Annotated in this window: 20 protein-coding genes; 9 read left to right on the top strand and 11 right to left on the bottom strand. The window is 63.9% G+C overall.

Translation table 11 applies throughout. The features are described from left to right. Positions 1 to 4 precede the first annotated feature (4 nt). Positions 5 to 1,588 (bottom strand): aldehyde dehydrogenase family protein, encoded by a 1,584-nt coding sequence (locus AC1DE1_RS04715; RefSeq protein WP_477178928.1) that lies wholly within the window; start codon positions 1,586 to 1,588, stop codon positions 5 to 7. Positions 1,589 to 1,599: 11 nt separating this feature from the next. After that, positions 1,600 to 2,919, bottom strand: coding sequence for an aminotransferase family protein (locus tag AC1DE1_RS04710; protein ID WP_477175518.1), 1,320 nt, complete (start codon positions 2,917 to 2,919; stop codon positions 1,600 to 1,602). A gap of 104 nt (positions 2,920 to 3,023) precedes the next feature. Between AC1DE1_RS04710 and AC1DE1_RS04705 the strand changes: the two genes are divergently transcribed. The 7 genes from AC1DE1_RS04705 to AC1DE1_RS04675 all read left to right on the top strand — a co-directional run bounded on the left by AC1DE1_RS04705 (position 3,024) and on the right by AC1DE1_RS04675 (position 12,334). Further along, positions 3,024 to 3,842, top strand: coding sequence for an IclR family transcriptional regulator domain-containing protein (locus tag AC1DE1_RS04705; protein WP_477175517.1), 819 nt, complete (start codon positions 3,024 to 3,026; stop codon positions 3,840 to 3,842). Then, the gene (gene pcaF / locus AC1DE1_RS04700) at positions 3,835 to 5,037 is read left to right on the top strand and encodes a 3-oxoadipyl-CoA thiolase (protein WP_477175516.1); all 1,203 of its coding nucleotides are present in this window, start codon (positions 3,835 to 3,837) and stop codon (positions 5,035 to 5,037) included. The genes AC1DE1_RS04705 and pcaF overlap by 8 nt, the downstream gene beginning before the upstream one ends. Continuing rightward, on the top strand, positions 5,034 to 6,425 hold the full coding sequence (locus AC1DE1_RS04695) for a M20/M25/M40 family metallo-hydrolase (RefSeq protein WP_477175515.1): 1,392 nt from the start codon (positions 5,034 to 5,036) through the stop codon (positions 6,423 to 6,425). The genes pcaF and AC1DE1_RS04695 overlap by 4 nt, the downstream gene beginning before the upstream one ends. Before the next feature lie 64 nt (positions 6,426 to 6,489). Continuing rightward, the gene (locus tag AC1DE1_RS04690; RefSeq protein ID WP_477175514.1) at positions 6,490 to 8,514 is read left to right on the top strand and encodes a tetratricopeptide repeat-containing sulfotransferase family protein; all 2,025 of its coding nucleotides are present in this window, start codon (positions 6,490 to 6,492) and stop codon (positions 8,512 to 8,514) included. Positions 8,515 to 8,551: 37 nt separating this feature from the next. After that, positions 8,552 to 11,086 (top strand): TonB-dependent receptor, encoded by a 2,535-nt coding sequence (locus AC1DE1_RS04685; protein ID WP_477175513.1) that lies wholly within the window; start codon positions 8,552 to 8,554, stop codon positions 11,084 to 11,086. Between the two features lie 190 nt (positions 11,087 to 11,276). After that, entirely contained in the window at positions 11,277 to 11,690 is a 414-nt protein-coding gene (locus tag AC1DE1_RS04680) for a helix-turn-helix transcriptional regulator (protein ID WP_441602158.1), read from the top strand. Positions 11,691 to 11,824: 134 nt separating this feature from the next. After that, positions 11,825 to 12,334 carry a DUF4199 domain-containing protein gene (locus AC1DE1_RS04675; protein ID WP_477175512.1) on the top strand — a complete coding sequence of 170 codons (510 nt, stop codon included), beginning with the start codon at positions 11,825 to 11,827 and terminating at the stop codon, positions 12,332 to 12,334. Between the two features lie 45 nt (positions 12,335 to 12,379). Here AC1DE1_RS04675 and AC1DE1_RS04670 read toward each other — a convergent pair whose 3' ends face one another. Further along, positions 12,380 to 13,264 (bottom strand): LysR family transcriptional regulator, encoded by an 885-nt coding sequence (locus tag AC1DE1_RS04670; RefSeq protein WP_441602156.1) that lies wholly within the window; start codon positions 13,262 to 13,264, stop codon positions 12,380 to 12,382. 182 nt (positions 13,265 to 13,446) lie between these two features. Between AC1DE1_RS04670 and AC1DE1_RS04665 the strand changes: the two genes are divergently transcribed. Next, on the top strand, positions 13,447 to 13,893 hold the full coding sequence (locus AC1DE1_RS04665; protein WP_477175511.1) for a DoxX family protein: 447 nt from the start codon (positions 13,447 to 13,449) through the stop codon (positions 13,891 to 13,893). 43 nt (positions 13,894 to 13,936) lie between these two features. Continuing rightward, complete coding sequence (locus tag AC1DE1_RS04660) at positions 13,937 to 14,533, top strand: NADPH-dependent F420 reductase (protein WP_477175510.1); 597 nt, start codon at positions 13,937 to 13,939, stop codon at positions 14,531 to 14,533. A gap of 99 nt (positions 14,534 to 14,632) precedes the next feature. On the opposite strand, the gene AC1DE1_RS04655 is transcribed toward AC1DE1_RS04660, so the two are convergent. The 8 genes from AC1DE1_RS04655 to AC1DE1_RS04620 form a co-directional block, all read right to left on the bottom strand. Next, a complete protein-coding gene (locus tag AC1DE1_RS04655) occupies positions 14,633 to 15,115 on the bottom strand; it encodes a type II 3-dehydroquinate dehydratase (RefSeq protein ID WP_441602153.1) in 483 nt (160 codons plus the stop codon). Between the two features lie 130 nt (positions 15,116 to 15,245). Beyond that, on the bottom strand, positions 15,246 to 15,866 hold the full coding sequence (locus tag AC1DE1_RS04650) for a phosphatase PAP2 family protein (protein ID WP_477175509.1): 621 nt from the start codon (positions 15,864 to 15,866) through the stop codon (positions 15,246 to 15,248). A gap of 11 nt (positions 15,867 to 15,877) precedes the next feature. Continuing rightward, entirely contained in the window at positions 15,878 to 17,410 is a 1,533-nt protein-coding gene (locus AC1DE1_RS04645; protein ID WP_477178927.1) for an ArnT family glycosyltransferase, read from the bottom strand. 371 nt (positions 17,411 to 17,781) lie between these two features. Further along, positions 17,782 to 19,440, bottom strand: a complete 1,659-nt coding sequence (locus AC1DE1_RS04640; RefSeq protein WP_477175507.1) for an ArnT family glycosyltransferase — start codon at positions 19,438 to 19,440, stop codon at positions 17,782 to 17,784. A gap of 45 nt (positions 19,441 to 19,485) precedes the next feature. Then, positions 19,486 to 21,312: an ArnT family glycosyltransferase gene (locus AC1DE1_RS04635; RefSeq protein WP_477175506.1), complete on the bottom strand. Its 1,827-nt coding sequence runs from the start codon at positions 21,310 to 21,312 to the stop codon at positions 19,486 to 19,488. Then, positions 21,309 to 22,412 (bottom strand): glycosyltransferase family 9 protein, encoded by a 1,104-nt coding sequence (locus tag AC1DE1_RS04630; protein ID WP_477178710.1) that lies wholly within the window; start codon positions 22,410 to 22,412, stop codon positions 21,309 to 21,311. Before AC1DE1_RS04630 ends, AC1DE1_RS04635 begins: the two co-directional genes overlap by 4 nt. Before the next feature lie 296 nt (positions 22,413 to 22,708). Continuing rightward, positions 22,709 to 23,206, bottom strand: coding sequence for a hypothetical protein (locus AC1DE1_RS04625; protein WP_441603817.1), 498 nt, complete (start codon positions 23,204 to 23,206; stop codon positions 22,709 to 22,711). Between the two features lie 11 nt (positions 23,207 to 23,217). Then, positions 23,218 to 24,315 (bottom strand): porin, encoded by a 1,098-nt coding sequence (locus tag AC1DE1_RS04620; protein ID WP_477175504.1) that lies wholly within the window; start codon positions 24,313 to 24,315, stop codon positions 23,218 to 23,220. Positions 24,316 to 24,407: the final 92 nt, after the last annotated feature.

Raw genomic sequence — 24,407 nt, 5'->3', positions numbered from 1 at the left:
GGTCTTACTCCACCACCGTGCGCGATTGCTCGCGCAGGTATTGCGCGAGGTAATAGAACGAGGCGATCGCCTTGCCGGTGGAACCCGAGCCCTTCCACCCGCCAAACGGTTGGTAGCCCGGCCACGCGCCGGTGGTGGCGCCCTGCGGGCGATTGGCATACGTCACGCCCGCTTCGATGTGGTCGTGGAACCATGGCACTTCATCCTCGCTGCCGAAGAAGCCTGCGGTAAGGCCCATGGGCGAGTCGTTGGCCAGGCGCATGGCCTCCTCGCGGTCCTGATAACGGTGCAGCATCAGGATGGGTACGAACATCTCCTGCTGCCACAGCGGATGGGACAGCGGCGCCTCGGCGAGCAGGGGTTCGACGTAGTAACCCTGGGCCAGCGCCGGCTCGGCGGCATGACCTTCGCCCAGCTGCGCGCCGCCACTGATCAGGCGGGCGCCACCGCTGCGCAGCGCGTCGGCGTATTGGCGGTAGTTCGCATAGGCCGCCGCATTGACGACCGGTCCCAGCCAGTGCTCGCGCCGGCGCGGATCGCCGACGCGGATTGCGTCAATCTGCGCCCGCATGCGTTCGATCAGGGCATCGGCAACTTGCTCATGAACGTACAGCCGCGACAACGCCGAACACTTCTGGCCGCCCATGCCAAAGGCCGAGCGCACGATGCCGGAAGCGGCACGATCCAGGTCGGCATGCTCGGTAACGATGCACGGGTTCTTGCCGCCCATCTCGGCGATGCAAGGGCGCGGATAGTCGCCGCCCGTCATCTGCTGCATCAGCTGCCGGCCCACGGGTACCGAACCGGTGAAGGTGATGCCCGCCGTATGCGGATGGCGCACCAGCGCCTCGCCCACTTCGCGCCCTGCACCGGAGAGATAGTTGAAGACACCGGGCGGCAGCCCCGCGTCGCGAATGCAGTCGGCCAGCAGGCGTCCGGCCCATGGCGTATCACTGGCGCCCTTGAGCACCACCGTGTTGCCGGTCACCAGTGCAGCGGCCGCGGGGCCACCTGCCAGGGCGAGCGGAAAATTGAACGGCGCAATCACCACCCATACGCCGTACGGCCGCATCACACTGGCGTTGTGCGACGCCACGCCATCCATCGGATCATCGGGCAGCACATTCGTGTAACCGGCATGGCTTTCGAAATCGTCGGCGGAGTGACGGAAGAAGTCGACCGTTTCCTGCGCCTCGCCCAGCGCCTCCATGCGGTTCTTGCCCACTTCGAGGGTAAGTGCGGCCGCGATGTCATAGACGCGCTCCTCCATGATCTCGCCCACGCGGCGGATCAGCCTCGCGCGCTCGGCCACGGGCGTGGCGCGCCACGCCGGGTACGCAGCGCGTGCTGCAGACATGGCGGCATGAGCATCGGAGGCGTCGGCCAGGGCGAAGGAGCCCAGTCGCAGCGTGTGATCGAACGGCGCGTGGCGTTCCACATAGTGGGCGGCGTCGCAGTCGGCGCCGTCGATGAACAGTGGGTGGCGCGCACCGGCCTTCGCCTCGACGCGTGTCATGGCTGCCTCGAAGCGCTCGTGCATCGCCTCCGGCGGGTTGTACATGGTCGCGTAGGTGAGGCGGAAGCTCATGGGTGTTTCCTCTAGAGTGCCGAAGGAAAAAAGCGCGTCAGCAGCCGATCGAGCAGGGCCAGTGCATCAGCCAGGTCCTGCTCGGCGATCACCAGGGGCGGCGCCAGCAGGATCAGGTTGCCGCGGCAGGCGAACGACGCGCCCTCGCTCATCGCTGCATCGACCAGCGCATGGAGTGCATCCGGTGTTTTCGGCCAGGGCGACAACGGTTCGCGGGTCGCCCGGTCAGCCACCAGCTCGATCACCGCGAACAGGCCGTGGCCGCCACGCACATCGCCGATGACGGCGTGGCGCGATTGCATGGCCTGCAGCTCGTTGAACATGCGCAGGCCCAGCGTGCGCGAGCGTTCGATCAGGTTCTCCTGCTCGTAGGCGCGCAAGGCCGCAAGGCCTGCCGCGCACGACAGCGGGTGACCGCAATAGGTCAGCCCGGTATAGAGCATCTGATGTTCGAGGCGCGCTGCCATTTCTGCCGACAGCACCACGGCGCCCAGCGGCAAGTGCGCGCCGGTCAGGCCCTTGGCCAGGGTCATCAGGTCCGGCTTGCCCTCATCGCCGTAGCGCTGCCAGGCAAACCATTCGCCGCAGCGGCCAAAGCCGCTCATGACTTCATCGGCGATCAAGGCCACCTGGCGCGCCTGGGTCGCCGCGCGTAAGCCGGGCCAGTAATTGTCGGGAGCGACGATGCCATTGGTGCCCGCGTTGGGCTCCATCATCACGGCGGCTACATTCGTTGCATCGAGATCGTCGATGGCTGCCGCCACAGCTTGCACGGCCAGCTCACCGCAGGTCGGCGCATCGTAGCTGCCGAATGCGCCGTGATAGGCATATGGCGGCGGCACATGCAGCACACCGAAGGAGGCGGGATCAACCTGGGCCCGCGTGCGTGCATCGCCGGACAACGCCATGCAGGCATAGCTGGCGCCGTGATAGGAGCGATCGCGCGTCACGATCACGCCGTACGATTTGCCGCTTGCCTGGCGCGCGAATTTCACCGCGTTCTCGTTGGCGTCCGCGCCGGCCAGGGTGAAGAACACGCGGCCGCCTTCGAAGCCGGCCTTTTCCACGATCGCCTCAGCCAGTTCTGCACGCGGCTGCGCGCCCCAGGCCGAAGTGACGAAGCACAGCTGCTCGGCTTGTCGACGGATCGCCTCGACGACGGCGGGATGTTGATGGCCCAGGTTGCTGCACTCGGCCAGGCTGCTCATGTCGAGAATGCGGCGGCCGTCGGCCAGCACCAGGTGCGCGCCGCTGCCGCCAACCACGGTCGGCGCCTGCCATTGTGACTGCACGCACCAGCTGTGCAGGACGCTGTCGTGTTCGCTTGCCAAGCCTCTCCCCCGGATATCGCTTGTTCGATTACCGAACGTAAATTCGTATTGCGAACTCATTGGAATCCTTCTACGCTCGACCTGTCAATGGACACTTGCGACCTATGGCATCGGAACCGTTCGAGGACAGTGCTGACTACGTGCAATCGCTGGCCCGCGGCCTGCAAGTGCTGCGCGCCTTCAGTCACGACATGGCCAGTCCCAGTCTTTCCCAGGTGGCCGAACGCGCCGGTTTGTCGCGCGCAGTAGCGCGCCGCCTGCTGTTGACGCTGCAGCATCTGGGCTATGTGGGCAGTCGTGGCCGCAGCTTCTTTTTGTTGCCCCGTGTGCTGGAGCTGGGCTACAGCTACCTGTCATCGCTGGACCTGACCGAGCTGGCGCAAGAAACGCTGGCCTTGCTGTCGGAGCGGGTAGGCGAATCCTGTTCGCTGGCCGTGCTCGATGGCAGCGACATCGTCTATGTGCTGCGTGTGCCGGTGCGGCGCGTGATGAGCGTCGCGCTGGGTGTCGGCGCGCGCTTGCCGGCTTACGCCACCTCGCTGGGGCGTGTCGTACTGGCCGACCTGCCAGACGCCGAGCTGACGGTCTGGATGCGCGAGCAGAAGTTCCAGGCGATCACGCCCTATACCTTGCACACCATGACGGCGCTCAAGGCCGAGATAAAGCGCGTACGCGAACAGGGTTATTCGATCGTGGCACGCGAGCTGGAGCTGGGCCTGTGTTCGATCGCCGTGCCAATTCACGCTGCCGACGGCCGCGTGGTGGCCGCGCTGAACGTGGGCATGCCCTATAGCGACAACACGCCCGCGCGTGCGGTGAAAATGATCCTGCCCGCCTTGCAGGATGCCCAGCGCTCGGTCGAATACGCCATCCAGCGCGGCAACTGGCAACCGCATATGGCCTTGACGAGGGCCTATGCATAGCGCTTTTCTGGTCGACGCGACCCGCACGCCGTTTGGACGGCATGGCGGCGCGTTGTCCAGCGTGCGTGCCGACGACCTGGCGGCCTTGCCCATCGCGGCCTTGATGGCGCGTCACGCCAGACTGGATTGGGCGGCAGTGGACGAAGTGATCCTGGGCTGCGCCAATCAATCGGGCGAGGACAACCGCAACGTCGCGCGCATGGCCTCGCTGTTGAGCGGACTGCCCGCAAGCGTGCCCGCCGTCACGGTGAACCGCCTGTGTGCATCGGGACTGGAAGCGATCGGCCAGGCTGCAAGGGCGATTGCCGGCGGTGAGGCCGAGCTTGTCATCGCCGGTGGCGTGGAAAGCATGTCGCGCGCGCCCTACGTGATGGCCAAGGCCCAGGGCGCATTGGCCCGCGACCAGCAACTCGAAGACACCACGCTGGGCTGGCGTCTGGTCAATCCACGCATGCGGGAAAGCTACGGCGTCGATTCCATGACGCAGACGGCGGAGAACCTCGCGCGCGAACATGGTATCGATCGCGCCGACCAGGATGCCTACGCGTGGCGCAGCCAGCAGCGCGCGGAACAGGCGCGGCAGCAGGGTTGGCTCGCCGAAGAAATCACCGCGGTCGAAACGGCATCCGGCAAGCAGGCCGTCACCGTCGATGCCGACGAGCAACCGCGCCCCGGCTCGACCTGCGAACAGCTGGCCGCGCTCAAGCCCTTGCTTGGCACGGGCACCAGCATCACGGCCGGCAATGCTTCCGGTCTCAACGATGGCGCCGCGGCCGTTCTGCTCGCCTCCGAACAAGCCGTGCGCAAGTACGGCCTCGATCCGCTCGCGCGCATCACCGGCATGGCGTCGGCCGGCGTGGAGCCGCGCGTGATGGGCATGGGTCCGGTGCCGGCGATCAACAAGCTGCTTGCGCGTTCCGGCCTGGCCTTGTCCGACTTCGATCGCATCGAGATCAATGAAGCGTTCGCGGCGCAGGTGCTGGCATGTGCGCGTGCACTCGGCCTGCCTGACGATGCGGCACAGCTCAATGCGAACGGCGGCGCCATCTCGCTGGGCCATCCGCTAGGAGCCAGCGGTGCGCGCCTGGCGATGAGCGCTGCGCTTGCCTTGCGTCGCCACGGCCAGCGCCGTGCACTGGTCAGTCTTTGCGTGGGCGTGGGCCAGGGCTTGGCCCTCGCGATGGAGCGGGCATGAATCGTGTTTTGACCAGCATACTGTTCGCAGCACTCAGCTTGCCTGCAATGGGCAGGGCGGGCGATATCGCAGTCGACGCGCAGAACGCTTTGGGCCGAGAGCTGCTCAACGAGCTGATCACTACCGACACCACCTCCGAGCACGGCAGCACCACGGTGGCGGCAGATCGCCTGGCCAAGCGCTTCATCGCCGCGGGATTTGCACCGGCGGATGTGCAGGTAGTGGGTGACGATCCCAAGCGACGCAATCTGGTGGTGCGCCTGCATGGCCGCGGCGAGCGCGAGCCGGTCCTGCTGCTCGCCCATCTCGACGTGGTCGAAGCACGACGCGAAGACTGGCACGTCGACCCTTTCGCACTGACCGAGCGCGACGGTTATTTCTACGGTCGCGGGACGATGGACATCAAAGGCGGCGGGGCAGGGTTGGTCACCGCCTTGCTGCGCCTGCACCGCGAAGGCTACAAGCCCAAGGGCGACTACATCCTCGCGCTGACCGCTGGCGAAGAGGATGGCGTATCCAATGGCGTGCAGTGGCTGCTGGCCCATCGGCCGGAGCTGATCCGTTCGGCCTATTCGATCAATGTCGATGGCGCAGGCCCGGAGATCCGCGGCGGCAAGCCAGCGGTGCTTTCGGTCGAGACGGCCGAGAAGGTCTTCCTCAGCTACACGCTTACCGTACGCAATCCCGGTGGCCATAGCTCGCTGCCGACCTCCGACAATGCGATCTATCGGCTCGCCAAAGGGCTGGACCGCCTTTCGTCGCTGCAGTTTCCGTTGCGCACCAACTCCGCCACGCGTGGCTATTACAGCGAACTGGCGAGCTTCTACTCGGGCAAGACCGCCGCCGATATGCGGGCGGTCGGCAAGCAGCCCTCCGATCCGGCGGCGCTGATCCGGCTTGCGGCGTCCTCGCCTTATAACAACGCACAGCTACGCAGCACCTGCGTGCCCACCTTGCTGCAAGGCGGCCATGCGGAGAACGCGTTGCCGCAGATGGCCCGCGCCACCATCAACTGTCGCCTGCTGCCGGACGAGGATCCGGACCAGGTCGACGTCATGCTTAAAAATGCCGTGGCAGATAACGGCATCGACATCAGCCGCGTCGCAGCACCTCAGCCCAGTCCGCCCAGTCCGGTGGACGCGGCGTTGTTTGCGCAGATCGCAAGCGTGGCGAAATCGCTGTGGGGTACGGTGCCGGTGTCGCCGATGATGTCGGCCGGCGCTTCCGATAGTGTATTTCTGCGCGCAGCGGGCATGCCGTCGTATGTGTTCAACGGCTTGCCTTATGACGTGGACGATGACCGCTCGCACGGACAGGACGAACGCATTCTGGTCAATTCCTACACTCAGTCGTTAGAGTTCAACTATCGGTTGCTCAAGGACCTATGAGAAGCGTCTGCCGCCTTATGCCGACCGCCATCACCCTGTCCATGCTGCCCTGGACGCGCGCACGATGACGGCGCGCGACGCCAGCGGCACCCTGGAGCAGGCGCTGGCGCACGCTGCGCGCCTGCTGGAGAGCCACCCGTCGATGGCCGCCGAGCAGGCGACCGAAATCCTCAAAGTCGTCGAGAACCAGCCGGTGGCCATGCGCCTGCTCGCAGGGGCGCGCGCGGCGCAAGGCGACATGCAGGGCGCCATCGACGTGCTTCAGGAGCTGGTGCGCACGCAGCCCAACTGGGCGTACGCGCAGCTCGACCTGGGCATTGCCCTGGGCCGTAGCGGGCAGGGACAGGAGGCCATGACGGCGCTGCGCCTGGCGACGGTGTTGAAGCCCGAGCTGCCGCAAGCGTGGCGTGCGCTGGGCGATGTCCTGATGGCCGCTGGCGAGCACGCGCAGGCCGATGCGGCTTACGCCCAGCACGTACGCTGCTCGACGCGCGATCCGCGCTTGCTGTCGGCCGCCACCGCCCTGGTTGAAAACCGCATACCGGATGCCGAGGCGCTGTTGCGCGAACATCTGAAACAGGCGCCGACCGATGTGGCAGCGATCCGCATGCTCGCGGAAGTCGCCGCGCGCCTGGGGCGGCTCGAAGACGCGCAGCATCTGCTCGCGCGTTGCCTGGAACTGGCGCCCAGTTTCCATGCGGCGCGCCAGAACTACGCGCTGGTCCTGCATCGGGGCAACCAGCCGGAGCGCGCGCTGGCGGAAGTCGAACAGCTTCTCGCTGTTGAACCGAACAACCTCGGCCACCTCAACCTCAAGGCGGCGGTGCTGTGCCGCATCGGCGATTACGAGCCGGCCATCGGCATCTATGGCGACCTGGTGGCGCGCGATCCGCGTCATCCCAGCGTGTGGATGAGCTACGGCCATGCTCTGAAGACGGCAGGGCACACCGCGCGCGCCATCGAAGCCTATCGTCGCGGCGTGGCGCTGCAACCTTCGTTTGGCGAAATCTGGTGGAGCCTGGCCAACCTCAAGACCTTCCGCTTCAGCGCTGACGACCTTACCGTCATGCGCCGGCAGCTGGCTCGCGCCGACCTTGGCGAAGACGATCGCCTGCACCTGGAATTTGCCATCGGCAAGGCGCTGGAAGACGGCGGCGAGTACGAGGCATCGTTCAGTCATTACGCGCAAGGCAACGCAATACGGCACGCACAGCTCAACTACCGCGCCGATGAAACCGCAGCGCGCGTCGAGCACATCCGCGAACGCTACACCAGCGAGTTCTTTGCCGCGCGCGCCGGCTGCGGCCATGCGTCCGGCGATCCGATCTTCATCGTTGGCCTTCCGCGCGCCGGCTCCACCCTGATCGAGCAGATCCTGTCCAGCCACAGCATGGTGGAGGGCACCATGGAGCTGCCGGAAGTCACCTCGATCACCCGCAGCCTGCGCGAGCAGGCGCACGCCGCCAGTGAAATGCCGTACCACGAAACGCTGGCTGCGCTCGACGCGAACGCGCTGCACGAACTGGGCGAACGCTATCTCGAACACACGCGCATCCAGCGCAAGACGTCGGCGCCGTTGTTCATCGACAAGATGCCCAACAACTTCATGCATATCGGCCTGATCCACCTGATGCTGCCGAATGCGAAGATCATCGATGCGCGCCGGCATCCCCTGGCCTGTTGTTTCTCGGGCTTCAAACAGCACTTTGCGCGCGGACAGAGCTTCAGCTACAGCCTTGAGGACCTGGGTCGCTACTACCGCGACTACGTGGCGCTGATGTCGCATTTCGACCGGGTGCTGCCCGGGCGCATCCATCGCGTCATCTATGAACACATGGTCGAGGACACCGAAGGGGAGGTTCGGCGTCTGCTCGACCATTGTGGCCTGCCGTTCGAGGAATCGTGTCTGCGCTTCTTCCAGAACGAGCGGCCGGTGCGTACGGCCAGTTCGGAGCAGGTGCGTCGGCCGATCTACCGCGAAGGCGTGGATCACTGGCGGCATTACGCCCCCTGGCTGGAACCGCTGGAACAGGCGTTGGGACCGGTGCTCGGGTGTTATCCCGAGCCGCCGGCATGGGGAGTCCTATAGCAAGTAGATCGTCGTCACTACCGGGGAGGGTAAGTCGATGCATAGGGTCAGGCCGAGACAGCCAATACGAACAGAGAGGGTGCGACTAGCCCGGTTGCCGCTTGCCGCGGCGATCTGCCTTGCCGTAGCGCCATCCGTGTTTGCGCAAGACAACAGCCAGCAGAATCAAAACCCGAACCAGAGTCCCGCCGCGGCGCCCGCCGCTCCAGCCAAGCCCAAGACGCTGGGCACGGTGACGGTGACCGCTCAGAAGCGCGAGGAAAATCTGCAGAAGGTACCCATCAGCATCGACGTGCTGGGCGGAGAGCAGCTGCAGGAACTGCACGTCAAGAGTTTCGACGACTATGTGAAGTACCTGCCCAGCGTTTCGTATCAAACCTTCGGACCGGGTTTTGCGCTGATCTATATGCGTGGCGTGGCCAGCGGCGGCGACGGCAACCACTCCGGCTCCTTGCCAAGCGTGGGCGTCTATCTCGACGAACAGCCGGTCACCACGATCCAGGGGCCGCTCGATATCCATATGTACGATATCGCGCGCGTCGAATCGCTGTCGGGTCCGCAGGGCACGCTTTACGGTGCCAGCGCGGAAGCGGGTGCGTTGCGCATCATCACCAACAAGCCCGACCCGAGTGCCTTTGCCGCCAGCTACAGCGTCGGCATGGACTCGGTCGATCATGGCGGCATCGGCTACGAGGCCGACGGCATGGTCAACATCCCGCTGTCGCCGAGCACGGCGATCCGCCTGGTGGGCTGGCACGAGCACGATGCGGGCTACATCGACAACGTCGTTGGCGAGCGCACGTTTCCCACGTCCGGCATCACCGTCAGCAATGCCAAGGGCTGCTCGACGCCGGAGCTGGTCTGTACCGGCGCTGCCAAGAAGAACTACAACGACGTCGACACCAGCGGCGCGCGTGCGGCGTTGAAGATCAACCTCAACGACGAGTGGTCGATCAGCCCGACGCTGATGGGGCAGCAGACGATCGCCAACGGCAACGTGGCCTCCGATCCGCAGGTCGGCAGCCTGGCGCTCACGCACTTCTATCCCGAAAAGACCAATGACCGCTGGATACAGGCGGCGTTGACGGTGGAAGGCAAGATCGGCAACTTCGACCTGACCTATGCCTATGGCCGCCTCAAGCGCAACCAGGAAGAGTACAGCGACTACAGTGACTACTCGTTCTGGTACGACACCCTGGCCGGCTATGGCGCCTACATCTACGACAACAGCGGCAAGCTGATCAATCCGTCGCAGTTCATCCAGGGCAAGGATCACTACACGATGAACAGCCACGAGCTGCGCATCGCCTCGCCCAAGGAAGACCGCCTGCGCGTGGTGGGCGGCCTGTTCTGGGAAAAGCAGGTGCACGACATCGAACAGGCCTACATGATCAATGGCCTGGCCGATTCGCTGGCGGTGCCGGGCTGGCCCAATACGCTGTGGCTGACCGAGCAGCAACGCAATGACCGCGACAAGGCGGTGTTCGGCGAGCTGTCCTACGACTTCATCCCGGAGACCTTGACCGGCACGATCGGTGGCCGCTACTTCAAGACGGACAACAGCCTGCAAGGCTTCTACGGCTTCAGTTCCGGCTACTCACCCTCATCGAGCTACGGTGAAGCCGGCTGCGTGACGCAGGAGCCCTATCACGGCGCACCTTGTTCGGACTTCTTCAAGAGCACCAACGAATCGGGCTCGCTCGGCAAGGCCAACCTGACCTGGCAGATCACGCCCGAGCAGATGATTTACGGCACCTGGTCGGAAGGCTTCCGTCCCGGCGGCATCAATCGCCGAGGCAGCCTGCCGCCGTACAAGTCGGACTATCTGACGAACTACGAATTGGGCTGGAAGACGACCTGGTTCGACAACCGTCTGTCGTTCAACGGCGCGGTGTTCCGCGAAAAGTGGAAGGACTTCCAGTTCAGCATCCTGGGCGCCAACGGTCTGACCGAAATCAAGAACGCAGGCCAGGCCCAGATCGATGGCCTGGAGTCTGACCTGAACTGGGCGGCCACCTATAACCTCACCATCGGCATGGGCATCGCCCTGTACAACGCCAAGTTGACGGAAAACTACTGCGGCTTCACCGACACCAGCGGCACGCCGATCACCTACTGCCCCGCGGGTACCGTCAATCCGCTCACGGGTGACACAGTGACCGGGCCGCAGGCTCCCAAGGGCACGCAGTTGCCGGTGACGCCGAAGTTCAAGGGCAATTTGATTGCGCGTTATGCCTTCGACGTTGCCGGCATGGAGGCCTTCGTGCAGGGAGCTGTGGTGCACGTGGGCGAGCGCACCTCGGATCTGCGCATCCTGGAACGAGGCCTGGTGGGCAATCTGCCTGCGTACACGACGGTGGACTTTACCGCCGGCATCAAGAAGCACGGTCTGTCGCTGGATATCTACATCAACAACATGTTCGACAAACGGGGGCAGCTGTACCGCTACACCGAATGCGCGGAGGCCGTCTGCGCCGCCCACGACGTGGTGCCGGCGTACCCCAATGGCCAGGTCTATACCGTCATGACGCCGCCGCGCACGATCGGCATACGGCTGAGCCAGGAGTTCTAGTTCGACGCCGCCGTGCCGAGGACGGCAAGGCGCGGTGCGGGTTTGGCTCAAGTCATCCGATGTTGCGTTTCCCTAGCCGGGCCCTCGGGCCCGGCCTTTTTTTGTGACGATGCGGCAGCCCTTCGGCAAGCACCAGAACCCCCGGCCAGCGTTAAGATCCGACTCCAAGGGGAAAGTGGAGGCGGCGGTGATGTGGAAGCGGGTGGTCGGCTATGGGGCGCTGCTGGCGGCGGGAACCGTTGCCCTGCAGTGGCTCGACTACCAGCGCCTGGCGCGGATGCATTCGGGTGATATCTATCTGTTCCTGGTCGCGGCGGCCTTCCTGGTGCTTGGCATCTTCCTGGGCGTGCGGGTCTTTGCGACGCCGGCGGCCCCCGACTTTGACGGCAACCCGAAGGCGCAGGCGGCGCTGGGTCTTAGCGGGCGTGAGCTGGAAGTGCTGCATGAACTTGCCGCCGGCCATTCCAACAAGGAGATCGCCGCGCGCCTTCATGTGTCGCCGAACACGGTCAAGACGCACGTCGCGCGACTGTTCGAGAAACTGGGCGCGAAGCGGCGTACCGAGGCGATCCGCCGGGCACGCGAGCTGGGTATCGTGCCCTGACGCTTTGTTATTTCGGATGAAATCGTCCAAATCACCCATTCGGGCGATTGCCGGCCGGCTCCCGAATGCAGTCAATAGCGACACCATTCATCAGCGGGGAGCAGACCTTGTTACGGACCATCCTTAAGTACGGCGTGATCGCCGGCGTGATCGTCGGCGGCTTCGAATTCGTCACCTTCATCGCGTTCTCCGGCATGCCGCCCATGAAGTACGGCATGCTGATCGGCTATACGACGATGCTGATCGCGCTCAGCGCAGTGTTCGTCGGGATCAAGCGGCATCGTGACGTGGACAGGGGCGGGGTGATCGGCTTCTGGCCGGCACTCGGCGTCGGCCTGGGCATCAGCTTCATCGCAGGCATCTTCTACGTGATCGCTTGGGAAGGGGTACAGGCGATGACCCATATGGATTTCGCCACGTCCTATGCGCAGGCGATCATCGCCAGCGAAAAGGCCAAGGGCGCCAGCGCCGAGGCGCTGGCCAAGCTGAGCGCCGACATGGAGGCTTTCAAGATCCAGTACGCGAACCCGATGTACCGCCTGCCGATGACCTTCGTGGAAATCTTCCCGGTCGGCGTTCTGGTGTCGCTGATCTCGGCGGGATTGCTGCGCAACAGCCGGTTCTTGCCGGTGCGGCGGAGTTGATGCGCTTTCGGGCGCTCAGGGTTGTGCTGCTGACGAGCCTGGCCGTCAGCAGCGCAACTGCGAGATGAAGGCACGTCCGGTGGGGCCGGGAAGGGCGTCCTTGCGATAGACGATATGCATGGGGAGAAACGTGTCTTTGGCGATTCCCTCCACCTTGATCCTGACCAGGTTGCCGGCGTCCAGATCTTTCTTGACCATGTGCAGGGGCATATGCCCCCAACCCAGGCCGGCATTCAAGAACGCGTGCTTCGCACCCAGGTCGGCCAGGCGCCAGGTGAGTGGCGAGAGCACGCCGAAGCTCCGGCCATCCGATAGCGGCGTGCGATCGGTCAGCACCAGCTGGATCTGTTTCTCGATGAGCTTCTTGCTGATGCTGCCTTTGTGCCTGGCCAGTGGATGCGATGGCGAGACCACGGTGATAAAGGGCAGGTCGATCAGCGGCTCCGAGGCCAGCTCATCGGGTATCACCGGCAGCGAGCCCACGATGCCGATGCGGCACGTGCCATCCATCACGGGGCGGATCACGCCGCCCAGTGCTTCCACGTAGACACGCAACGGCGTGTTGGGGAAAAACTCGCGGCAATAGCCGGCAGCGCGGGTGAGCCCATCCATCGGATACATCACGTCGACCGCGACGGAAAGCTCGGGCTCCAGCCCTTCCTTCATCGAGCGAGCGCGCGCCTTGAAGCCATCCATTTGATCGGCCACGCCGCGCGCCTCGGTGAGTAGTGCCGCGCCCGCTTCGGTGAGTTTGGGATAACGCTCGCTGCGATCGAACAGCGTGACGCCCAATTGCGCCTCGAGATTGAGCAGGGTCTGGCTCACCACCGATTGCGCGCGCCGCAACTTTCGCCCGGCCGCCGAAAAACTGCCTTCCTCGGCAGCGGCAATGAAGGTGCGCAGCTGGTCCAGTGTGACGGCGTCGAGCATATATCGTCCAGAACGATAGTTTGCATCGAAATATATAGGCTATTCAGATGCATGGGCAAGGCCTAGCCTTTGTCCATCGCAGACGAGGTCGCATGAAGGCTGTCACTCCCCGCCTGGCGCCATCCGAACCGACCACCCAGCCGGTGGCCAATCAAGCAACCCACTTAACGAGAGACATCACCATGAACACTCAAGTTGAAACTGCTCGCTACGCCTCATCGATAGGCAACACGCAAGATACCTCTGTCTTCACCATCAAGAGCAGCGCTGAACTGCTCGGCCGCGTACTGATCGTGGCTCTGTTCCTGCTTTCCGGCATCGGCAAGATGGGTGCCTACGCGGCCACCGCGGGCTATATGGCTTCGGTTGGCGTGCCCGGCGCCGTGCTTCCGCTGGTGATCGCCACCGAAGTACTCGGTTCGCTGGCCATCATCCTCGGCTGGAAGACCCGCATCGTGTCGGTGCTGATGGCCGGTTTCACCGTGCTCACGGCCATCCTGTTCCACAACCACCTCGCCGATCAGATCCAGATGATCATGTTCATGAAGAACGTGTCGATTGCCGGCGCCTTCCTGCTGCTGACCGTCCATGGCGCAGGCCCGATCAGTCTTGACAGCAAGTCGCGCTGATACATCGCATCCATCCCAGTTATCGTCCACCAGGAGATATCTCATGAGCTACGCCATCATCGGATCAGGCGCCATCGGCGGCGCCCTCGCCAAACAGTTTTCCCGCAACAAGATTCCGGCCGTCATCAGCAATCGTCGCGGACCGGCGTCGCTGGAAGAGGAAGTGAAAGCCTTCGCTCCTTCGGTAAGCACGAAGGAAACGGGCGAGGCATTGAACGCGGAAGTCATCATCCTCGCAGTCCCGTTCGGGGCAGTGGAGGAAGTGGCGAAGTTGCGCAGCGACTGGACCGGAAAGATCGTGGTCGACGCCACCAATGCCATCGAGTTCCCAGCGTTCAAACCGCTGGACCTTGGCGGCAAGCCCTCCAGCCAGGTCGTGGCGACGAAGTTCAAGGGCGCCAAGGTGGTCAAGGCCTTCAATACACTGCCGGCCGCGGTGCTCGCCGACGAGCCGCGCGTGGGCGACGGCCATCGCACCATCTTCGTCTCAGGCAATCATGCGGACGCCAACGAACAGGTCGCCGCGCTGGTCACCACGCTCGGGTTCAGCCCGATCACCCTGGGCCGTCTCGAAGAGGGTGGCCTGCTGCAACAGTTCGGTGGCCCGCTGGCGGTGCATAGCCTGATCAAGCAGCGCTAAGAAAGCCTCCGCGCAGCACGCCAACGCAAGCCCATGCAGCCGCCCGGCTTCGACGGGTGGCTGGTTTGGCTTTCAACGTCGGAGGCCTATGGAACGCCATCAAGCGATGCTTGCTTGCGGAAGAGGGTAACGGTTGACTCCCCTCTGATCGTCGCCGCGCAGGCCTTCGCGCAATTGCCGCAAGGCGATGCTGAGGCCTATGCGGTAACCGCTGCCGATGTTGCCGTTGATGATGACGGTGGCGAGCGGAGCTTTGTGAAAGCCGGCGTCGTGTTGCAGCTCGGCATCAATCTCTTCGTGAACTTCGATATACGGCGCGCCCAGATGGTCTAACGCGTCAGCCAGGCCGGCCTCGGGGTGCTCACGTACTTCTGATGCCAGGTCACCTGGATCGAGCAGTACAAACTCGGTGCTGTCGGTGCCGGCAGCGCACACCTGACCGACAAAGTGGCTCAGGTCCTTGCATCCTCGAAGCTCCAGCGTGCATCCCGCCGCGCCGGCTTGTTGCTGAAGTTGTTGTTGCAGTTCCTGGGGAAGCGAGTGGCCGGACGTGTGCGGCCCATGGACGATCACAATGCTCACAGCATGGTGCTTTTCGGCGCTCCTCGGAGCGGATGAGGCATGCTGGGTCCTGCGGGCGTAAAAGCGCTACATCGAAATGCTGCGGGGGCGTAAATTTTCCGCCTCTCTGTGGAATAACACGGGTTCTCTTCTAATCGAAGTGATGGACATAGCCAACCTGAAATCCGCCGGGTAGCAGCGAAAGAATCCAGGGCGAATCGCGATGCGTGGCCCATATCCCGATGCCCGTTCCGATGGCCGCGCCTATCAGCACGTCGCTCTGCCAGTGCCCATGCGTTTTAACGCGAGCCACCGCGTCGTACGCGGGCAGGAGGGCAAGCAGGTAGACCGCGGGATGGTCGCTGCCATAGTTGACGATGAATGGCGTAACGGCGGCAGATATGGTTGCCACCTCGCCACTGGGAAAGCTCTCGGCGTGCAGGCCCTGGAACCACTTGTTTGGGTTATTGGTTTCCGACGGGCGCTCGCGCTGGAAGGTCCACTTGAGCGCCTGCGTGCTGACAGCGGTGATCGCCACGGAATCGACCGATCGCCAGAAGGTGTCGCCGAGTTTGTTGTCATCGCCAAACCAGAGCGCTCCCGCGCCCACGGTGGCGATGGTTCCATAGAACAGGATTTGCTGATTGCTGCGCTTCCAGATGCCGCTGTTGTCATAGGTCACAGGGTGATCAAGACCCAGGATGCCGCTGCCCGCCCAGCTGGGGCTGCAGGCAAGCACGAGGACCAAGGCTGCGAGTCGTCGAATGGACATACGCCCTCCGGTCACTTCGGAACACCGTGTACGAGAAACAGCAGGTTGTTTCGCCACGCGCCGGCGGACACGACGGAGGCGCCGCAGCTGTTCAACAGCGCCTGCGCATTGGCGGCAGGGATGTCGCGATCGACCAGCAGCAAGGACGTTCCCTGTGCCTTGGCCGCGGCGCAGAGCTGAGTGCCCACGTCGGGGCTGCGCCACCAGATGCCGTAGACCGGCCGGTTGAGATAGAACCTCAGGCCCCAGAGGGTTTGTTCTTCCACGGCATAGGTGTCCGTGGCCTCTTCCAAAAAAAGCAGCGCACGGTAATCGGCTGCGCCCATCGTTGCCGCAATCTGTTTTGCTGCCTGGCGGTTGTCGACGTTCGTTCTGTAGCCGTAGGCCGCGATGGCCTTGGTCGCGAGCAGAAGCACGATCCATGTGGCCAGCAAGGCGATGGTCCGCTGGCTGCCTAAATCGAAGGTGCGCTCCATGCGCGATGCCGTGAGCAGGGCAAGAGGAAGAAACAGCGGCAGCAGATAGAGCGGCAGGCGCGACTGCGCGAGACAGAAGATGACGAAGGGAAGCGCAAACCAGAGCACAAGAAGCAGCTCAATCGATTGCTCCTTGCGCCACCGGATCCACTGGGCGGGCTTGACCATGTCGCGGATCGACAGCGCAAGGCCGCGCCACCAGGGGATGGTTCCGAGCACGAGCACGGGAAGAAATGCCACAGCCCATCCAAAGGCTCCCGCATGGCGTTTGTGCATGGCGGTGAAGATGCGGCCGTACACTTCCTGGTGAAGAAAATAGTGGAGCAGGCCGGGATAACGAAGAATGACCACGGCATACCAGGTGAATCCCACCAGCACAAAGATCACCAGGCCGGCCGGGTGAAACAGTCGAACGACGGCACGTCCACCGCCGCAGATCGCAGCGAAGGCGATGACCGAAAGCAGGGGGAGCAGGCCCGGAGGTCCCTTGGTCAAGAAGGCCAGGCCAAAACCGAGCCACATCACGACCAATCCGTAACGTCGTTCGTCGTCGCTCTCAGGCCATCGGTGCAGGATGAAGCCGAGCACCGCCAGGCCCTCAGTCAGCGTCAGCAGCACATCCGTGCTGATGATGTTGGAACTGAAAAACGTGAACAGGCTGGTCGCATAGACCAGCGATGGAAGCCAGGGTTTGCCCGGGCTGGTGCGCTTGCCCATGGCGAACAGCAAGGCCAGCGTCGCCAGGTAGGCGAGGGCATAAGGCAGGCGCGCCGCCCACGCATTGCGGCCCAATAGCCGAAGCGACGCGGCAATTGCCCAATACGTCAGCGGCGGCTTGGAGAAATTGAGCGAAGCAGGACTATAGGCGGGGGCGAGATAGTTGCCCGAGTCCATCATCTGCAATGCAACGCCCACGTAGCGCCCCTCGTCGGGGCTCCACAAGCCACGAGAGCCCTGGAAGCCAAAACCAAGCAACAGGCCAAGCAGCAACACCCATGCCAGAGCACTGGTGTGGATGCGCGCGGCCGCTCGCATAGATTCAACCGACACACTCAGGCTGCTGTTCATGCGTGACAACCGGTCAGCGATGCCCTGGTCGCCTCCCTTGTGCAAACGAAATTTGGTGGACGTTGGCAGGCAACGTTCCATGCGTTGCCGCCTTGTTGGCTCAGGCACTCGCTGGCAGAGGAAGGTGACTGGCTAAGACATGGCGTGGTGGGAAACCGATCGAGAAACGTACCGGCCGTTGCGGGCATGGATGAAGCTCTGCGTTGGCGAATGTCTGCTTATCCATTTGCCAATTTCATGCCACGCCACTAAGTGGCTGAGCGAGCGTCCATTTGGACGCTGATAGCGCACCGCCAGCAGCATGCAAAACCTGCACCCTGCAATTTTCGTTTGCAAAAAAGGTAGGAGCGCGCTGGATCGCGCGCATCGCGTCACAGGTTTTCTTGAGGAAGCGCCTGCGCGAGGGCGTCTGCGGGCCATACGGCCAGCGATATGCCGCGGAACGGTTGGATATAGATGGCGTGTGCGCGATCAGCGTCGCTCAGGCGCCTGGGATAGATGATCACCAGGCCTTCGGGGTGTTGGTGCGCCCACTCGCCTAGTGCGTGGAGACTATGCACCGATGCGACCGGCTGGGTCAGGCGTCCGAGGAAGGTGTACTGCCCGTCGTTCGATTCGAAGTTGGCAACGGCTCGCCCCTGCTGCTGGGCAGTAGCAAGCAGGCGGGCCACGGGGGCGAAGTCGTAAGCGGGCCATAGCGTCATGCTGAAAAGCCCGTTGGCTGTCACCACGGCGAACAGGCCTACGCCGGCCACACGGTACAGTTCTCCTCGTCCCGGCACGGCAAGCACCAACGCCAGCAGCAGATACAGCACGCCGAACGGGCGACTATGCGTGGCCAGCGTTGCAAACATCGGATCAACGAGGTGCCCATGGGCAACCAGCCCGTCCATGGTGATCAAGATGGCGCCAGCCATCGCCAATAGCAGCGCCAACGGCCATGGCGACCACCAGCGACCAGGCCGCGCCTCGCGCAAGGACAGGTGAGCCAGCGATGCCGCGATCAGCACGGCAAATCCGGCAAACTCAGGCAGCAGGTAGTACGCCTGCTTGCCGCTGATCAACGAGAACGCCAGAAAAACAGAGCCGAGCCATGCAAGCAAAAACCGCAGGCCGGGCTCAAGCGGGCGACGCCAGCTAGCCAGCGCCAACCAGATGCGCGGCCATAGCGCGAACGGAAACAGCAGCACCGGCAGCAAGGGCAGGTACCACCAGAACGGTTGCGCATGAGCAAAGGCGTCGACAACGCGACCGGCAGTCTGATGTACCAGCAGCGTGTGTCGATAGACCTCGCCGCCACTCCACGCAGCCAATAAGGCCCACGTCAGCAGCACCCCGCACGCCGCCAGACAGGCGGCGCCTCCTCGTACATACCACCGCCGCGCGTCACGCCGTGCGTATTCGCTCCACAAGGGAGCCAGCAGCCAGGGCAGCCCAACGTGCAGCAGCATGACCGGTCCCTTGGTCAACAAGCCGAGGCTGAGCGCCAGGGCAAACCTGCCCAGACGCGGAGGTTCGCCATGCACCGAGGGTGCAAGGCAAAGCAGGGCCGCCAGTACGCAGTCGGCCAGCAGGACCTCGTACATCACCTGCAGGCCGAACAGGAAGCCATAGGTAAGCGCGAGCACGATCCATGCCGTGCCGTGTGCAACCAGCGCAGTCCGTGGAAACAGTCGGCGCGCCAGCCGCCACGCCAGCACCAGCTGCAGTGCGCCGAGCGCCACTTCGAGCAGACGCGGCCACACATCACCGACGCCGCCGATCACCCAGCCCAACTGGATCAGCCACAGCAGCAAAGGCGGCTTATCGCTATAGGGCAGACCGTTGAGGTAAGGAACGAGCACGCTGTGGTGCGTCCACATCTCCCACGCCACCGACAAGGTGCGGGTGGAATACATGGGCATGGGGCCGTGCTGAAAAATCGCGATGAGCGCCGCCACGATCCACAACGGCAGCCATGCCCAGGGCAGGCAGGACGCCAGGCGAATAGGCAACGTGGTGCGAGGTGCGTGGGTGTCAGGAAAATTCACGGGCGACTCGGGAACGTGGTGGCACAAGGACGGGAGGCAGGTGCATCAACGGTGACTGTCGATGCCGCCCCAGTCCTCGACGGCGCCCGTGGGCACCTGTCCTTGCCGGCACGCAGCAGCCACCGCGTCGCTGCGAAACAGTCGCCAGTCGCGCCCGCTGGTGATGCCTGCATCCACGGTTGCCGAGCGGAGGATGCATGGCCCCATCACGTCCGCCAGCACCAGCACCCAGCGTCGTTCCGGCGCCTGGGCCTGCCAGCGTATCGCCGACGCCAGCTGCTGATGCCAGGGCACGACAAAGCCGAAATCGGTGAGCGGTCGCGCAAAGGCCAGCGGCAGTTCTTCTTTCCAGGCGACCAGGGCGAGCTCGGCTTGTGGACCAATGGTCTGCTCGACGCGATTGGCCAATGTCGCCGGGGAGCTGGCGCGCGCCAGCATGGGTGCCATGCCGAGACCCCAGATCGCCCATACGCCGGCCATGCCGGCGAGCATGGCAACACCGGCGCGACGAGGGCGAAAGATTGCCGCCTGCAGCAAGAGCCATGCGCCCAGGGCGATGCACATGCTCCACCACAGCGAGGCTTGCTCGCCCAATTGGCGCGCAGCGATGAAACGTGCGGTCGCCGCAGGATGGAAGCCAAGCGCAGCTACGCCGATACCCAAGGCGGCACCGCCGAGCAGGAGCAGAAACCCGATGGCGACGAACGACAGCCAGCGTTTGCGCAGCGCATCTTCCAGATACGGGCCCGCGCAAAGTGCCAGCATCGGCAGCGCCGGCATGATGTAGACGTCGCGCTTGGCCCGCGTCAGGCTGAAGAACACGATGACCATGACGATCCACGCCAGCGGCAGCAGGATGCGTGCATCGCGCGCCCGCAGCCGTTCCATCCAAGCCGGCGCCAGTGCGGGCAAGGCAAGGCTGAGCGGCAGCCACGAGGTGATGATCACCGTGAGATAGAACCATGGCGGCTGGAAGCTGTTCCAGGGATGCACGTAGCGATGGAGGGTCTGGTTGAAGAAGATATCGTGCAGATAGCTGCGCGCGACGTCGCTGTCGTCTGCGTGCACATAGAAAAGCAAAGGCACCATCCACAGCGCGATGGCCAAGGCGAAAGCCAGCAGGCCGCCCATCCAGTGCCCGACTTGGCCACGAAAGCCAGGCATCCAGAGCCAGCGACGCCGCGCGGCAAAGGCCCACGGCAAGAACATCATCAAGGCAAGAAAGCCGACACCCTTGGTGATGACGCCCAGGCCCGCGGCAAAGCAGCCGAGCCAGAATGCGCGCCAGTCCGGGCCCAGCAGCAGATGCCGCAGCAGACCCACATTGGCGAGCGTGATGAAAAACGTGACGGTCGGATCGATCTGTCCGCGCTTGGCCTGGAATACGAATTGCACCGTGCACAGCAGGGCCAGGCCGGCGACCATGCCGGCTCGATGCCCCCATAGCCGGCGCGCCAGGTCGTACACCAGCCACAGCGTACCCAGGGCGCTCAGCAACGAAGGCAGCAAAAATGCCACCCACCAGTTGCCCGTGAGCGTATACGACAGCGCTTGCATGGCCATGAACAGCGGTGGCTTGTCCGAATACCAGTCGCTGCCGCGATGCGGAATCAGCCAGTTTCCCGACGCCACCATTTGATGCGCCACCAGTGCGAAACGGGGCTCATCCGATGGAGTGGGTCCGCGCAGGCCGATGCCCGCCGCGAGCAGCAGCAAAGCGCCCAACATCAACAGCCAGCGCTCCAGTCGATCGCGTGACCAGGCCGTCGCCGGAGCATCGCTGGGTGCGTATCCCGACCTGGATTGATGCGGGGGCATCACGTCGGCACGCTCTGCAGAAGGCTCGCCAGGCGTGCGTAGTGGTTCCGTCATGGTGCCCATGCCCGCTCGAGGAACTGGTCTTCGCTCGCCGTGGCTGACACGTCCCCCGGTGACGACCCGAACACGGGACGCCCCAGCAAATCCGGGTGCGCCGCTACTACGCGGCAAGCGACTTCGCGTGCGGAAAGCCCTTGCGTGGGCAGGGAGCAGTTGCCCTTTCCGTAAGGGGCATACACCGAGGCATCGGTGACGCAGAACATGCCGACCGTGGCCACACGCGATGCCACGGCCAGATGCATCACGCCACAATCGGCCGTGATCATCAGGTCCATGCCTGCCATGACCGCGCCCATGCGGCGAATGTCGGAGGAGTAATAGCCCGGCCATTCGGCGCCCAGCATGGAATGGCCGTGCATGGGGATCAGCTCGAGCATGCTCGCTGCCGGACACAGCGTCTTGAAGGTGTCGATGAACTCGCGCCACCACTCCATCGGGTAACGCTTGGCGCCCGTTGCATTGGCGAACACGCCGACCACCGGGGGCGAACTGGTCTGGCGCGACACGGCCAGCAGTTCGCCAATCACATGGCGTCCGTGGGACCGCTCGACATCCGTCAATCGGATATCCAATGGCGGATAGCCAAGCTCCTCGCCCTGGCTGCGGCCCAGCGCCCAGCGCAGCAGGTTGACCGGGCGTTTGGCCATATGCTGCATGGCGATACTGGTCGGCGCAGCGTGGGTGAGACCTGCGCGCAGGGGAGTGTCGCTGAAGCCCAGCTTGTACGTTCCCTGGAGCAGGCGGGCGACGGCGCGACTGAAGCCCGAGCCCAGGCAAGGGTCGATGATCAGGTCGTAGCGGGTACGGCGCACGCGATGCAGCAGGTGCAGGAAGGGCAGCGGGTGCTTGAATCCGCGCCTGGGCAGGCAATAGACGTTGCGGACGCTGAAGAACGTCGCGAAGATTTCTTCGGCGATGTCTCCCTCGGAGATCACGTCGATCTCCGCGCCCTTGAAGTGCCGCTCAAGCTCCGCGATCAGCGGCGTGAGCAGGATGGTGTTGCCAAGGCGATGATTGGGGCGGCAGACCAGGATGCGAAAGATGCCTTTGCGAGGCAGCGGCTCGTTGCAATGGAGTGTCTTGGTTTCGTTCAAGCGGCACCGGTAGGCATGAAGGAGGCATGAGGCGAATTCCGCTCCGGGCTCATGCCGAGATCCGCGCAACTACCGCCAACCGCATCATGCCCTAAGAAGGGTGCAAGAAGTTGACACAGAGAAGACAAAGGATCTGGTAGCTCGCAGCCGGACAGTGCTGCGGTGCGATTTTCGTGCCACCGCTGCAAGTGGCTGATCATTCGATGAAAGAGCACACCGGGCAGGATCCAGCGAGCGCGCGGCATCCTGCAGAGTGCAAAGTTTGTCTGCAATGATTGGCGCGGCGGCCGGGTGACTCAGGGCGCAGGATGTTCCGGACAGATCGGAAGATCTTCGGCCTGGTGCGCCGGCAGGGTGATGGTGAGCACGACGCGCACGCTGGCATCTGCCTGGCAGGGTTCCACGTAACCAATCGCACCCGGCGTGGTCGCCACAAAACGGACCACGGCATCGGCCGAGGCGAGCACGTAAGGCGGACTGACACCCTGGAAGTATTGCCGATCCCAGTAGTCCTGCAGCTGGGTGTCGTCCATGTGCAGCAGCGCGCGCGAGAACGCTACGCGCATCGGCGCGCGGCTGGGGAAATTGACCGGCGTCAGCCGCTGCCCCTTGCCGTCCACAAAGATCTTCTTCAGATACACGTTGCGCACCGTGTTCTGATCCAGCGTCATCTGCGGCCCATCAAGTGCCGTGATGATCGCAATCTGCGGCTGTGCGGCCCAGGCCGAGCCCGCCCGCATCAGCAGTGCACTGATGATCAGCCAGGTGGACCATTGCCGAAGTTGTCCGCGCATGGGAGCGACGCTCAGAACAACACCGCGACGGACGCCAGCCAACCGGTCGGCGCGAGCAGCTCGTTGTGAGAGCCGTCGCGATATTCGAGTTTGAGCACGACCCCTTCAACCGGCTTGAAATTGATGGCCGTGGTGCGGATGGTGCTGGTTTGGGCGGGCGTCGATGATCGGTAGCGCTCGTAGCGGCCGATCAGGTACAGCCGTCGCCATAACGGCACCTCTGCCTGCACGAAGCCGCCTCGCTCATCGGGACGGTTACTGGTGCTGCTGCGGTAAATGCCTTCGCCAGTGAGGCTCACGTAGCGGCTCGTCCAGCTGAAATCGATGCCGTTGAGCCAGTATTTTTCGCGTGGCTGCTGCAGCTCGTAGTTCAGCGTGGAGGCGCCGATACTCAGCGAGTCGCCCAGCAGGTGATAGAGCACCCGGCCACCAATGGCCTGGCGAAAATTGTTCTGCAGCGTCTCGGTCGTGCCGAAGTTGGTATACGCATTGTCCTGATCGCGGCCGATGTTGAGGTTCTTGCTGTCATCGGCAAAGACCCAGTAGTCGAGGTCGTTGCCCTTCACCGGAAGCGTGCCGAACATCATCGCGCCGTTGGTATGGAGCGCAAACGCGGCCGAGGTCGACAGGGGACGCGATACCGTCCAGGTCAGCGGGTCGGCATGCACCAGATTCCACTCGCCCACGGGCGTGAGGAACTTGCCAAAGCGGAACGTGATGGCCTGGTTGGCGTGGTAGTCGGCGTACAGGCGCTCGATGTCGAGCTCGGCGTCGTCATCGTCGGTGCGCCCGGTGCTGTTGACCGGGTTGGTGGCTTCGATTTCGCTGAAAAGCTGCCAGCGCGTGCCGATGTCCTGGGTGATGAACAGGCTCAGGTCGCGCACGTTGTAACTGGTCTTGGTGCCCTGGACGCTGAAGAAATTGAGGTCGGCATAGCCGCCGACACGCAAGCCCACGCCAGGAAAGTACAGGCCCTGGCCCAGCGTATAGGGTGCGGGTTGCCAGCTGCCGTCGCCATCGTCCGCGGCCATCGCGCCCGAGGCGTAGACCAGGCCCAGCAGCAGGGCGACTGCGCCAGGGAGCGAGTAGCGGCGAGGGTGCCTGTTCATCGGTCATACCCACCAACATGGAATGGAATCGAGCCGGCACGCCTGGTTCGGGCGGCAGACACAGCGAAACGAAAGGCTGGCGAGCGACTATT

This window comes from Dyella sp. 05T440, assembly GCF_056395965.1.
This window is presented reverse-complemented; position numbering and strand designations above follow the sequence as displayed.

What these genes read in the sequence shown, in the direction of transcription:
- AC1DE1_RS04665 (WP_477175511.1), top strand. Translation starts at nt 13,447, where the DNA reads ATGAACACTCAAGTTGAAACTGCTCGCTACGCCTCATCGATAGGCAAC.
- AC1DE1_RS04635 (WP_477175506.1), bottom strand. Translation starts at nt 21,312, where the DNA reads ATGACGGAACCACTACGCACGCCTGGCGAGCCTTCTGCAGAGCGTGCC.
- AC1DE1_RS04685 (WP_477175513.1), top strand. Translation starts at nt 8,552, where the DNA reads ATGCATAGGGTCAGGCCGAGACAGCCAATACGAACAGAGAGGGTGCGA.
- AC1DE1_RS04715 (WP_477178928.1), bottom strand. Translation starts at nt 1,588, where the DNA reads ATGAGCTTCCGCCTCACCTACGCGACCATGTACAACCCGCCGGAGGCG.
- AC1DE1_RS04650 (WP_477175509.1), bottom strand. Translation starts at nt 15,866, where the DNA reads ATGTCCATTCGACGACTCGCAGCCTTGGTCCTCGTGCTTGCCTGCAGC.
- AC1DE1_RS04705 (WP_477175517.1), top strand. Translation starts at nt 3,024, where the DNA reads ATGGCATCGGAACCGTTCGAGGACAGTGCTGACTACGTGCAATCGCTG.
- AC1DE1_RS04625 (WP_441603817.1), bottom strand. Translation starts at nt 23,206, where the DNA reads ATGCGCGGACAACTTCGGCAATGGTCCACCTGGCTGATCATCAGTGCA.
- AC1DE1_RS04620 (WP_477175504.1), bottom strand. Translation starts at nt 24,315, where the DNA reads ATGAACAGGCACCCTCGCCGCTACTCGCTCCCTGGCGCAGTCGCCCTG.
- AC1DE1_RS04670 (WP_441602156.1), bottom strand. Translation starts at nt 13,264, where the DNA reads ATGCTCGACGCCGTCACACTGGACCAGCTGCGCACCTTCATTGCCGCT.
- AC1DE1_RS04660 (WP_477175510.1), top strand. Translation starts at nt 13,937, where the DNA reads ATGAGCTACGCCATCATCGGATCAGGCGCCATCGGCGGCGCCCTCGCC.
- AC1DE1_RS04645 (WP_477178927.1), bottom strand. Translation starts at nt 17,410, where the DNA reads ATGAACAGCAGCCTGAGTGTGTCGGTTGAATCTATGCGAGCGGCCGCG.
- AC1DE1_RS04680 (WP_441602158.1), top strand. Translation starts at nt 11,277, where the DNA reads ATGTGGAAGCGGGTGGTCGGCTATGGGGCGCTGCTGGCGGCGGGAACC.
- pcaF (WP_477175516.1), top strand. Translation starts at nt 3,835, where the DNA reads ATGCATAGCGCTTTTCTGGTCGACGCGACCCGCACGCCGTTTGGACGG.
- AC1DE1_RS04695 (WP_477175515.1), top strand. Translation starts at nt 5,034, where the DNA reads ATGAATCGTGTTTTGACCAGCATACTGTTCGCAGCACTCAGCTTGCCT.
- AC1DE1_RS04690 (WP_477175514.1), top strand. Translation starts at nt 6,490, where the DNA reads ATGACGGCGCGCGACGCCAGCGGCACCCTGGAGCAGGCGCTGGCGCAC.